At 45.4% G+C, this 11,980-nt stretch carries 12 protein-coding genes; 5 read left to right on the forward strand and 7 right to left on the reverse strand.

Annotation, left to right across the window (positions count from 1 at the left end; translation table 11 throughout):
• Positions 1 to 190: 190 nt before the first annotated feature.
• The 4 genes from PN462_RS04615 to PN462_RS04630 form a co-directional block, all read right to left on the reverse strand.
• Complete coding sequence (locus tag PN462_RS04615) at positions 191 to 415, reverse strand: hypothetical protein (protein ID WP_272126831.1); 225 nt, start codon at positions 413 to 415, stop codon at positions 191 to 193.
• Positions 416 to 715: 300 nt separating this feature from the next.
• Positions 716 to 1,453 (reverse strand): hypothetical protein, encoded by a 738-nt coding sequence (locus PN462_RS04620; protein ID WP_272126833.1) that lies wholly within the window; start codon positions 1,451 to 1,453, stop codon positions 716 to 718.
• Between the two features lie 296 nt (positions 1,454 to 1,749).
• On the reverse strand, positions 1,750 to 2,028 hold the full coding sequence (locus PN462_RS04625; RefSeq protein WP_272126834.1) for an HU family DNA-binding protein: 279 nt from the start codon (positions 2,026 to 2,028) through the stop codon (positions 1,750 to 1,752).
• Positions 2,029 to 2,135: 107 nt separating this feature from the next.
• Positions 2,136 to 4,019, reverse strand: a complete 1,884-nt coding sequence (locus PN462_RS04630) for a methyl-accepting chemotaxis protein (RefSeq protein WP_272126835.1) — start codon at positions 4,017 to 4,019, stop codon at positions 2,136 to 2,138.
• 252 nt (positions 4,020 to 4,271) lie between these two features.
• Between PN462_RS04630 and PN462_RS04635 the strand changes: the two genes are divergently transcribed.
• Together PN462_RS04635 and PN462_RS04640 are read left to right on the forward strand one after the other, a co-directional pair.
• On the forward strand, positions 4,272 to 4,559 hold the full coding sequence (locus tag PN462_RS04635) for a hypothetical protein (RefSeq protein ID WP_272126837.1): 288 nt from the start codon (positions 4,272 to 4,274) through the stop codon (positions 4,557 to 4,559).
• 168 nt (positions 4,560 to 4,727) lie between these two features.
• Complete coding sequence (locus tag PN462_RS04640; RefSeq protein WP_272126838.1) at positions 4,728 to 7,838, forward strand: alpha-mannosidase; 3,111 nt, start codon at positions 4,728 to 4,730, stop codon at positions 7,836 to 7,838.
• 157 nt (positions 7,839 to 7,995) lie between these two features.
• On the opposite strand, the gene psbN is transcribed toward PN462_RS04640, so the two are convergent.
• A complete protein-coding gene (gene psbN, locus PN462_RS04645) occupies positions 7,996 to 8,127 on the reverse strand; it encodes a photosystem II reaction center protein PsbN (RefSeq protein WP_272126840.1) in 132 nt (43 codons plus the stop codon).
• 85 nt (positions 8,128 to 8,212) lie between these two features.
• On the opposite strand from psbN, the gene psbH reads away from it, so the two are divergent.
• Both psbH and PN462_RS04655 read left to right on the forward strand, forming a co-directional pair.
• A complete protein-coding gene (psbH, locus tag PN462_RS04650) occupies positions 8,213 to 8,416 on the forward strand; it encodes a photosystem II reaction center phosphoprotein PsbH (RefSeq protein WP_272126841.1) in 204 nt (67 codons plus the stop codon).
• Positions 8,417 to 8,590: 174 nt separating this feature from the next.
• Positions 8,591 to 8,875, forward strand: a complete 285-nt coding sequence (locus PN462_RS04655) for a TatA/E family twin arginine-targeting protein translocase (protein ID WP_272126842.1) — start codon at positions 8,591 to 8,593, stop codon at positions 8,873 to 8,875.
• Positions 8,876 to 8,883: 8 nt separating this feature from the next.
• Here PN462_RS04655 and PN462_RS04660 read toward each other — a convergent pair whose 3' ends face one another.
• Positions 8,884 to 9,612, reverse strand: a complete 729-nt coding sequence (locus tag PN462_RS04660) for a response regulator transcription factor (protein ID WP_272126843.1) — start codon at positions 9,610 to 9,612, stop codon at positions 8,884 to 8,886.
• 381 nt (positions 9,613 to 9,993) lie between these two features.
• On the opposite strand from PN462_RS04660, the gene PN462_RS04665 reads away from it, so the two are divergent.
• On the forward strand, positions 9,994 to 10,620 hold the full coding sequence (locus PN462_RS04665) for a CPP1-like family protein (protein WP_272126845.1): 627 nt from the start codon (positions 9,994 to 9,996) through the stop codon (positions 10,618 to 10,620).
• A gap of 280 nt (positions 10,621 to 10,900) precedes the next feature.
• On the opposite strand, the gene PN462_RS04670 is transcribed toward PN462_RS04665, so the two are convergent.
• Complete coding sequence (locus PN462_RS04670; RefSeq protein ID WP_272126846.1) at positions 10,901 to 11,611, reverse strand: HAD family hydrolase; 711 nt, start codon at positions 11,609 to 11,611, stop codon at positions 10,901 to 10,903.
• Positions 11,612 to 11,980: the final 369 nt, after the last annotated feature.

Below are 11,980 nucleotides of genomic sequence, written 5' to 3' on the forward strand. Positions count from 1 at the left end.
GCGTTTACACTTGGGTGTGATCACCCTCTCAAGGTAGCCTACCTTTTTACAGGATTTATGGCTGAGTCTGCACGCTCGTCCCTTTCTAAGTCAACAAAAATTGAACAATGTCAATCAATGTCTAGCTTTCAACGAGCGGATCAATCCAAGGCTTTCAGTATCAAAAATTACAGACTTTTCCAATAAAACTTTAAAGGCGACAAGCCCAAATTTCTTGACGAGAGACTAATTTTTCAATATTGGCTTGAGTTTCAGATAATAATTGCTGACGACTTTCTTCTACCGCAGGTTTCTCTTGTAAGGATGGGACAAGGTTTCGCGCTTGTAACGTCATGTGAAGCTGGAGTTCAGCCACGTACTCACTGATATCTTCATGAAATTCCTGAGATTCCAGGGTCGTATTAGATAAAGTCACAGTGTTCTCCTCCCTATGAGTGGTGCTAGTTGCCAAACACCATAAACAGTAGCATCTCAGGCAAAAAACTGTGCATCTTCTCCCAGAAGATTAAACATTTCTACACAAAATGTTATGTTTTGGGGAATTGGTAATGGGTAATGGGGGAGATGGGGGAGTTGATAGTTGATAGTTGACGGTTGAACCACAAAGACACAAAGGACACAAAGGGGAGATGGAGGAGAACGAAGAACAAACTATTCCCTGTTCCGGAGTTTCCTGTTTCCTTGTTTACAAAGAACAAAGAACAAACAACAAACCCTATAAATCCAGAGACGATCGCAAAATAACATCCAAATCTGTATCCGGGTCAATGGAAAATAACTCCACTTTCTTCCGTCCGGTGATTAACCCCCCTAATGCCCCTGCACCCGCACCTCCCAACACTTCAATAAAATCCACATCACCCGTAATTGCTCCTATCACCGCAGCAGCAGCGGCCCCAATGGCAGCCCCTTTTAAGACTGCATTGGTATCCGTCCCCTCGTCAATCATTTCCGTCCGGGTGATCAACTCCGAACTCCCATCAATGGGGATAGTTCGGTCTTCCAGGACTAATTCTTGGGCAATAAACCGCACTCCTTGGGGGGTTGGGGTTTCTTCTGTCTCTTCGGTCTCGGAGTCTTCTCGGTTCGACTCCTCTAGGTCAGAGTCTTCTAACTCCGGTCGTAATTCTCCTTTAATTTGACTGCCGTAGGGAATGAGTAAGCGAGAATTGCGATCGCGGATATTAGCAGAAACCGTCAACGTGAGGGGAACAGTCTCCTCCTTAGTCATCAAAATTTTTTCCGCGTCTTCGTACTCCGTAGGAATCACCACCCCTTGAGCAATGGTAACACGGGGAATCGAATCAGGAAGCTGCCCCGGTCGTCCAGAGGAGGGAAATAATTGAGCAATTTGGGAGTCCTGATGTTGCGCAAAAGCGACATTCGGCACAACTAAACCCCCAGAAAGCAAAACCAGCAGCGAAAAACCCGTTGTCCAAGGAGAAGCGGTCATGTCTGTTATCCCCAAATTCGATACAGCATCCTTGACCCAGACGCAATTCAGGGGTTTGCTGTTCCGTTGTTGGTTTTTGGTTCTTTGGGAAAAAGGGAACAGGGAACTCCGGAACAGGGAACAGTGGGTTCTTTATTCCCCCCTATCTCCCCTTTGTGTCCTTTGTGTCTTTGTGGTTCAACCGTCAACTATCAACTATCAACTCCCCCATCTCCCCCATTACCAATTACCCATTACCCATTACCAAAAAACCGTGATCCCAAAGGACCACGGTTTTTTTTGAGAACTGAGTCAGCTTAGGATTCAGCGACTTTTTCCTTAAACAACTTCCCTGCGGAGAAGGCAGGAACAGTGGTTGCGGGAATGGTCATGGGTTTTCCGGTTTGGGGATTTCTCCCAGTCCGTTCACTACGGTGACGGGGTTCAAATGTACCGAATCCCACCAAAACTACTTTATCGCCAGTGGCGACTGTCTCCATGATGGTTTCAAGCGTTGCTGTCAAAATTTTCTCAGCATCTTTTTTGGTGGTTGTTGTCTGAGCAGCGATCGCTTTAACTAATTGTTCTTTATTCATTGGGTCTCTCTATGTCTGTCGTTATAGCCAGAATAGCTCTAATTTATCCTACATTTCCTGTAGGTCAAACTAATAGTTTGCAGAATTTGCAAAATTTAAGGAGATTTTTAAATCCTCTCCTGGAGTGATTCGGCATGGTGGGTGAGGTGTTGCACTTGCTCTTGGAGGGCTTGAATGCCCTCTGTGCTTTGTTTTGAGCCTTGATTGATGCTTAACATGGCCGTCACCACCTGCTCGATGGACTCCGCTTGAGCTTGAGCATTGTTCATAATGTACTCGGAAAACGATAACACACGCTCGGCGCGTTCTTGTACTGTCATAAATGCGGTTTCGGCCTGATTGGAGGTTTCCAGTCCCTCATTAACCGTTTTTGCCCCTTCCTGGGTGGCCGCTAGGGTGGAGTCAATAGCGGCGGTGATTTCAGGAATTATGGTACTAATTTTTACGGCGGCCTCCCGACTGCGGTCGGCCAATTGGCGAATTTCTCCGGCCACGACTCCAAACCCTTTCCCTTGTTCTCCGGCACGGACGGCTTCAATGGCTGCATTTAAGGCTAACATATCCGTTTGGGTGGCAATTTCACTCACGAGGTTGGCCAAGGTGGAGATGTTGCCTATATTGGCAGTTTGTGACCCCAGACGCTCGGTTTGCTGTTGGATGGCTTCTACCTGCTTTTGCAGGTATAACATCCCTTGTAGGGCGTTTTCCATGAGGTGTGTGCCGTTTTCGGTGAGGGTGTAGGTCTGTTGGGCATTTTCGGTGACTTGTTGGGCCTGTTGGGTGTTTTGTTGGGCCGACTCCTCTAAGTCGGTCATGGTTTGGGTGATGGAATTGACGGAGGTGGATTGTTTTTGGGTAATATTTTCTTGCTGGTGCAGGGTGTGGAGGATGTCGTGGGAAAAGTGGGTGACGTTGGAGAGTAAGCGTTTGAGGAGTTGGGTGAGTTGTCTGATGCGGAGGAGTCCTAGGGTGAGTGAGATGGCAACCGCGGCCATAACAATCAGACTCGCAACACGAGTATAAGTCCGCGTGGCCGCAAAGACCACTTGTTTCGGGACTTTCGCTACTACAATTAAAGCCCGTTGTTGGTCTGGGTCTAAGGACAAGGTTTGATAATGGAGAAATACATTCCCCTCTTGTAAACTCCCCCCATCTCCCTCGGTGTCTTCTAAAATAGGTTGGGTCATGCTGGGGGGAAAGTCCTGCTGAATATTGCTTTCTGTCCCCAGATCAAACCCCCATTCCCGATTAGAATCAGGATGGAGCAAATAATCTCCATCTTGGTTGAGTAAATAGAGTTTTACTCCTTCTCGCAATTCACTCTGTCTCAACTCATCTAAGAGGGGTTTCCCGAAAATATTGGCAATGAGAATCCCTTTCCGTTGTCCGGTTTGGTCAAAGAGGGGGGTTGCATAGCGAATGACAGGTTTAAACGGTTGTTCAATTTCTCCCCGTTCTCGATTTAAATTAAAGGGAGAAACATAATACTCTCCTGGGGCCAGTGTCATGGTTTCTTGAAAATAACCCCGGTCTGCTTTATTTTGCAGGTCTTGAGGGGGGATAATTTGGATGTTTCTCCCATCGGAGTCCACCCGCACTACTTCTTGTCCCTGTTCATTAATGTAGCGAAGCTGCATATAATAGGGTTTCGCTTTGGCTATGGCCGCAAAGGTGTCTTGAATGCGGCTGAGGAGAGGTTGAGGGGGATTATTATTATCATTTTCTTCTGGGGAGTCAGGGAAATTAATTAAGGATTGTAGGGAGGGAAGATCACTAAGAAAAAAGATATCTTGAATGCGACCTTCTAGAAATGAGGAAATAGCACTGGTTTCTTCAACGACTTTTTCTTGGAGTTGAAATATGGCAATTTGAGATAAGGATTGGGTCGAACTTTGTAGCCCAAATCCACCGACAATAAGGACGGGAATTAACGTACATAGGACGAGAACAATGATGATTTGATTTTGGATTTTTTGGAAAAAGTGATTCATAAAGTTTAGGGGTAAGGATAATCTTTGCTTAGTCAATGCCACCCTATTCTTTTCAATAACTGTTTTGTCTTCTCTTAGAGGGGTTGAACGTTAGAAATTTAAGAAAAGTTGCAGGATACTCCCATCTTATAACAAGAGCGATACAATAAAGAGAAATATCCTGAAATCCCTAGGTTTGCTTTGGTTACAGGAGCTAAAACTTAATTTATGCAACAGGAGTTTGTCTGGTGTTATTGTTGAGATAAAGGAAAAATGTTAGCAGATTTAAATTATTTATTACGGTCTAACCAAAATGGTCAATATATCGTAGCCCGTCCACGGGGAGAACAAGATCGGACTGGGTTTTTACTGTTGTTTTCTGAACAGTCTGAAGCGTTAAGTTATGTGAATACTCATGCAGGAGAAGTCCGCGATCGCTTTACAGTAGAAGCAGTCACAAAACCCCAATTGCGCGACATCTTAAACCGTTGGAAATTCCAAGGAGTCGGGAGAGTAAAAGACCCCCTCATTCCTGATATTGAGTTTTTAGTCGCTGAATAAGCGTAAACAAAAAATAAAGCACAACCCCAGTTAATAATAGAGGTTCGTAATAAGCTCTTTAGAGCTTACCATAAGTAGAACCCCAAAAATAACTTAATCCGTTTTCAAAAAAGTCATCTTCCAGTACCTTTTAACCCGTCACCCTATCTCCCCCATCTTGAAAAAACCGTGAATTCCTCAATCCTTGAAACCGTCACAAAACTACGTCAATTAACCCAGTTAGACATTCAAGCAAACTGGTTTTATTTTACAGAAAATTTCACCCTCACCACCGACAATAATACAAATCAACTAACCTGCCCTCCCCTCAACCCCCAACAAGGGAAAAAAGCAAGTAAAAACGAGAACGGATATCTCGTTTGGGAGGCCAATAATAAAGTCCGTTGGTTTGTTCAATCGTTAATTATTCCTAAACAGTTAAACCAGTATCCCTTAACCGGACTTACCCTGCGACTGTGTTTAACATGGTGGTCCGCAGATACCCAAATTTTTGTCAATCAAAAATTAGTCCAAGCAGGAGATTTATTTGACTCCTCAGCCCGAATTTTATTAACCCCCCACGCAACTCCCGGTCAAGAATTTAGAGTTGCTATACGCTGTCTAAGTCCGGGACACGATATTGGGGGATTAATGAAATCCCAATTAGTCTATGAAAACTTAAATTTTCCCGACCCCGGCTGGATTGCCGACGAGCTAGAAACTCTCCATAAATATTATACTCGCTTTGCCCCCAGAAAGCTAGAGCAAATCCAAGAAAATTTAGCCCAAATTGACTGGTCGCAAGTCCACAACCGGACAGAATTTGATACCTGTTTACAGCAACTCCAAGATACCCTAACCCCCTCCTGTCAGGATATCAAAGAACGGCACTTTTATCTGCTCGGTCATGCCCACCTAGATATGGCTTGGTTGTGGGAAGTCTCGGAAACCTACGAGGTTGCCCAACGAACTTTTCAGTCAGTCCTCAATTTAAAAAAAGAGTTTCCTGAACTAACATTTTGCCACACCAGTCCTGCCCTCTACCAATGGCTAGAAAACCATAAACCGGATTTATTTAAAAATATCCAAGTAGCAGTGAAAGCCGGATATTGGGAGACTTTAGGGGGAATGTGGATTGAACCGGAAGTGAATTTACCCTCTGGGGAATCCTTGGCCAGACAACTCCTCTATGGCCAGCGTTACACTAAGGAAAAGTTTGGCAAAATTAATCCGATTTGCTGGTTAACCGATAGCTTTGGTTTTAGTTGGCAACTCCCGCAAATTCTCCAACAGGGAGGGATTGAGTATTTTGTAACTCAAAAACTCCATTGGAATGATAGTACCGAGTTTCCCTATGGGGTGTTTTGGTGGGAGTCTCCCGACGGGACAAAACTTTTAACTCTGATGTCTCCTCCTAATGTAACTGGGGTGATGGATACTAACCCCCAGACGATGACGAATTATGCAGTCCAATGGGAAGACCAAACGGGAATTCAAGATATATTTTGGTTGCCAGGGGTGGGAGATCATGGAGGGGGTCCCAGTCGGGATATGTTGGAAGTCCAACGACGGTGGCAAATGTCTCCCTTGTTTCCGCAAATTCACTTTACTACTGCTGAACAATATTTAACTCGCTTACAAGAGAAATCATCGTCTTTTCCTGTCTGGAGAGATGAATTATATTTAGAATTACACCGGGGATGTTATACCACCCACGCAGACCAAAAATGGTTTAACCGTCACTGCGAGAGGACTTTGTATGAAGCAGAATTATTGTCCTCTCTGGCAACCTTACTGGAGTTACAAGACTATCCCAAAGCATCTTTAGAAGCAGCGTGGAAACAAGTGTTGTTTAATCAATTCCATGATATTTTACCGGGGACCTCTATTCCTGAAGTCTTTGTCACTGCAAACCAAGATTGGGAAACCGCATTACAAACCGCAGAAACGTTGGCCCAACAGAGTTTAACGGCCCTTGCATCGTCTCTCACTCTCCCTCCTCCTCCCTCTCCCACTGCAAAACCCTTTTTAGTCTTTAATACTCTTAATTGGGTGCGATCGCAAATTATCTCCCTCTCTCTCCCCCATCCCCACTGGGAAGTCTGGGAGAGTGACGGAAACCCCCTCCCCACCCAATGGACTCCCGAAAATACTCTCCTGTTTTTGGCCGAAAATATCCCCTCGGTGGGATACCGTCTCTTTTGGATGCAAGAAAAATCCCCCTCGTCACAACAACAGGGGGAGGTGGACATATTAGAGAAGAAACCAACACTCGATAGGTTTCTCCTAGAAAACAAATACCTTAAAATTGCCCTCAATCCGCAAAATGGACACATTAAAAGTATTTATGATCGGATGACTCAGCAAGAAGTCTTAGACGGTGAAGGGAATGTCTTGCAAGGGTTTCAGGAGGAAAGACAATACTGGGATGCGTGGAATATTGATCCCAATTATGAAGGAAATTTTTTAGGGAATGGGGAATTAAAATCAATACAATGGATGGAGAAGGGAAAGCTGCGATCGCGCATTCGCATCATCCGCAAACTCAACCACTCCACCTTCACCCAAGACTACATCCTCGACTCCTATTCCCCCCTCTTAAAAATTACCACCACCGTCGATTGGCAAGAAACCCACGTCTTAGTTAAAGCAAAATTTCCCTTTAACCACTCCGCAGACTCCACCACCTACGAAATTGCCTGTGGTGCAATTTCTAGGACAAATTATCCCCAAACCCCCGCAGAAAAAGCCAAATGGGAAGTCTTCGGCCACCGATGGGCCGATTTAGGGGATAATCAATATGGGGTCAGTCTCGTCAATGATTGTAAATACGGCTACGACAGCAAACCCAACCAACTCCGTTTAACCCTGCTAAAAAGTCCCGTCTGGCCTGATCCCACCGCAGATCGAGGGATTCATCATTTTACCTATGGTATATTCCCCCACGTCCATTCTTGGCAAAATGCAGGTACAATTTATCAAGGGTACGAACTCAACACCCCCTTACGAGTTTGTGACATCCCCTCACACCCCCAAGGAAAACTCCCTCCCAATCAATCTTTATTAGACATTGGTACAAATAATCTAATCCTCATGGCCTGCAAGCAAAGTGAGGACAACCCGAATAAATATGTACTACGCTTCTATGAGGGATTGGGAAACCTCGGAGAATTTCGTTTAACCACCCCCCTCCCCCTCACTCCCCCGGAAATTACCAATATTCTAGAATTCTCCCCCCAATCGGCGACACATGAAGATTTGTTAATTAGTCCTTGGCAAATTAAGACTATTGTGGTATAGAGGGTAATGGGTAATTGGTAATGGATTATCAACTAATCCGGTCTAGAGAAACGACCAGTAGTGTTAATCCGCAATACCCCTGGAGAGCTATTCGCAGCTACGGGAAGGTTATCTCTCCCCACTCCCCCACCTCACGAAGTAGGTGGGGGTCATTGAATTAGTCCTCGTGATCTTCAAAAGGATCATTTAACTCCGCCGAAGGTGCGCCAAAAGCGTAATAGACCGCATATCCGGTCACTCCAAGGACTAACGCACCGATACTAATGATAAAAACTGTTGTAGAATCCATAGATTAACTTAGAATTATGAGTCCCTTCGCTCTATAATATTACGAAGATTAACAAAACTCACATAGATTCAAGATTTGGTGAAATATGGCACAACGTACTAGGCTGGGCGACATCCTGAAACCCCTCAACTCTGAATACGGGAAAGTATCCCCCGGTTGGGGAACAACCCCAGTTATGGGTGTTTTCATGCTCTTATTCTTCGTTTTCTTATTGATTATTCTGCAAATCTACAACTCTGATCTGCTGTTGAACAGCTTTGATGTAGATTGGCAAAGTCTAGGGAACTAGACTCCTAGCTTTCATTATTGGCAAAATAAATGAATTTGCGAAACCCCCAACCCCGCTTGTTGGGGTTTTTTTATCCCCACAGGGAGAAAAATCCCCCATCCCTCCCCTCGTCGGCACAAGCTCACCCACGTAAGCTACCATAACGGTAATGGCGAATAATACTGTGCAAACCTTATGAATATCTTTGGTGTTGGTCTCCCGGAAATGATGCTGATCTTAGGCATTGCGCTGCTGATCTTCGGGCCGAAAAAACTCCCTGAAATTGGCCGGAGTCTCGGACAAGCTATTCGGGGTTTTCAAGAAGCGGCGGACGAATTTCAAACCGAGTTTAAGCGTGAAGCGGATCAACTGGAAAACTCCGTGAAAATGAACGCCCAACTCGAATCCCAAAATAAAGAAACTCAGACTCCCCCTGCTGAGTCTGCGTCTTCCCCGTCTCAAGATGCCTCAAAAGCCTAATGGGAGGATTAGGAGGATTTTCCGTCCTTTAAATTAGCCGGAACTTCAAAGCGATAGCCATATCCTCGAATCGTTTTAATCATGGACGGTTGGGAGGCGTTGGCATCGATTTTTTTGCGAATTTGTCCAATATGGACATCCACCACCCGTTGATCCCCCACCATTTGGTCATAGTCCCAAACCTCTGCAATTAAGCGAGACCGACTCAACGCTTCCCCTGGGTGAGTGGCGAGAAAATAGAGGAGATCGAACTCCAAGGAGGTGAAAGAAATAGTTTTATTATGGACTTTCACCTCCCGACGTTCAGGATCAATGACCAAATGACCCAACACTAACGGTTCTTTTTCGGCAGCCGCATTCACCATCCTTTTACGTTTGAGGATAGCTTGGACCCGAAATTCTAACTCTTGGAGGTCAAAAGGCTTGGTGCAGTAGTCATCCGCCCCTTTCCTAAACCCAATGGCTTTATCTTCGGTATCTGTTCGACTGGTGAGCATTAGCACAAAAACATCAGTCCGACGCTGCATTTCCTCACAGAGGTTATAGCCTAATGAGTCCGGCAGGTTCACATCGAGGATCACTAGGTGAGGGTTAAAGGTATCAAATAAATTTAATGCGGATTCCCCATCAGCCGCCGACTCCACTTGATAATTTTTTTGCGTGAGAAAGCGGTGAACTAGAGTTCGGATGGCGGGGTCATCATCCACAACTAGAATTTTGGCAGAGTCAGTAGCCATAGTTATTTCTCGCTCAGGATAAAAAAATAATGTTTTGGGAATGTAGCTGTAGGATACAAAAACTAGGGGGTGTACTCAGAATTCTAGACAAAAATGGTGGCACAACTGGGGTTATTTAAATAGATTTAAATAGAGATTGCCCCTGATGATAAATGGTGAGTAGCGATCGCAACCTGATCAGAAGTCATTCCCGTCCTTACCCTGCTAAGACATGGGTAATCTTACAATAGGGATAGACAGCAACTCATCTTAGGTTCAGGCTACACTCTTCTTGAGAGGGACAGTAGCAAAAATTTAAAATTCTGAATCTAGCATATCCACCAGTGTAAGAGTTTGTAGTCGCCATAGGCAAAGCTGGGACTATCTTGGAGGTTTTAGTTAATGAACGAGCAAAATCCCTACGAAACCCTTGGGATCACCAAAGATTCATCCTTTGAGGACATCCAGAATGCAAGGAGTCGTCTGACTCAGCAGTATCGAGAGGATGCCAAGCGCGTAGAACGGATTGAAGCGGCCTATGATGCCATTATCATGGATCGCCTGAAAATGCGGCAGGAAGGAAAAATTAAAGTTCCCGATCGCATTCGTTTTCCCGAACGCAATTTACAACCCCCTAAGACGGTGACTCCCATGGCCTCGGAGTCGTCTTCTAATTGGTTACAGCAATTTATTGATACGCCATCGAGAAATGACATTCTCTGGCCGTCTGGGGTGTTTTTAGGGTTGGCCGTGTTAACCCTCCTCGCTCAGGGAAGCCAAATGGCCTTTCTCCCCTTTGCGTTGGCCCTAGGGTTTTGTGCCAACTTATATTTTCTCAATCGCAAAGAAAAACGCTTTGGCCGGGCTTTGTTAATGACCCTAGTTGCTTTCGTCGTGGGTTTGGGGGTTGGCGGCCTCTTGTCCGGGTTAATGAGTACCCCAACAGGCAATGGGGGAATTATGCCCATTGAGTTTGCGGAGTTAGTGACGTTTATGGTGTTCTGGTTAACCAGTAGTTTTTTACGCTGAAGATCAGCCCAATTGCCCAAGATACGAGGCTCAACTACAACCGTTGAGTCTCTCTTGGCCTACAATAAGCCAGTCAGAGAGCCGCGGGTTTGAAACCCGTGGATGAATGGCACTGGTCCCAACCATCAATCTGCTCGTTGAAAGCTAGACATTGATTGACATTGTTCAATTTTTGTTGACCTAGAAAGGGACGAGCGTGCAGACTCAGCCATAAATCCTGTAAAAAGGTAGGCTACCTTCGCCAGGGTCATCACACCCAAGCCCAAGCAATCAAGCATTGTTAATTGTTAATTGTTAATTGTTCCAAAAGAGATTGCTCTAAAATCACCTCGACGGCCTCTTGCAGGGTGTTGACGATGTAATGGGGGCGATAGGGGGCGAGTCGGGCGTGATCCCGGATTCCCGATAGGACGCTGATCACTTTAATCCCGTAATTTTTCGCGGCCACAATGTCCGCCTCCGTATCCCCCACCATCCAAACCTCCGCCGCCGGAGGGAGTTCCGCTAGGGCTTTGGCCATTAATTTGGGTTTATCCTGAATATCCCGCGTGATTTGATAATCATCGGCGATACAGTAACGCTGGGAGGGCGGGAAAAATTTTTCTAAATTGTGTCGTTTGAGGGGAATTTCTAATTCTCGACACCGCCGCATGGTGAGAACCACTAAATCAAGATTGGTTTGTTCAATGCGTTCTAGGGCTTCTCTGGCCCCTTCTACGGGATGATCGTGGACAAGATTGGGTAAACTGTGGACATATTGCCGTCGCAGTCGGGAAAATTCTTGGGCTTGCTGTTCTTCAAACCCACAGAGGCGACCAATATCTTTTTCTAACATCCGCGATCGCTTCAACTGCCAAAATTCCGACTTGGAGAGGACACGAATCTCTTGGTCGGGGCGTTTCACCCGGTTGAGGCAGAATAAATATACGCGATAGTAACGTTCCGAAACGTCCATGATCGGCCCATCAAAGTCGGTGATTAACCTCAACATTGCTTTTTCTTGCCTCAGTTTCGATTAAGTTTTATGACAAAGCGAGTCATGAATATTGTAGCTTGCCTGGTTCCGTTCCCTAAAATTATAGCGATCGCACTTTTTGTGAAAAAGGCGATCGCTATTTTTCGATTTCCCATTGTTAACTAGGATGTTAACTAGGATGTTAACTAGGATGTTAACTAGGATGTTAACTAGGAAGATTTGCGTTGGACGCTAAACAAGCCAAACAGGAAACTGCCCAAGGCCACAATCATTCCAGGTTCTGGAATATCCGTTGCATCCTCTCCCGAAGAACTGCCATCCTCTCCCGAAGAACTGCCATCCTCTCCCGAAGAACTGCCATCCTCTCCCGAAGAACTGCCATCC

Source organism: Spirulina sp. CS-785/01, assembly GCF_028330525.1.
Lineage (GTDB): Bacteria > Cyanobacteriota > Cyanobacteriia > Cyanobacteriales > Spirulinaceae > JAQMSD01.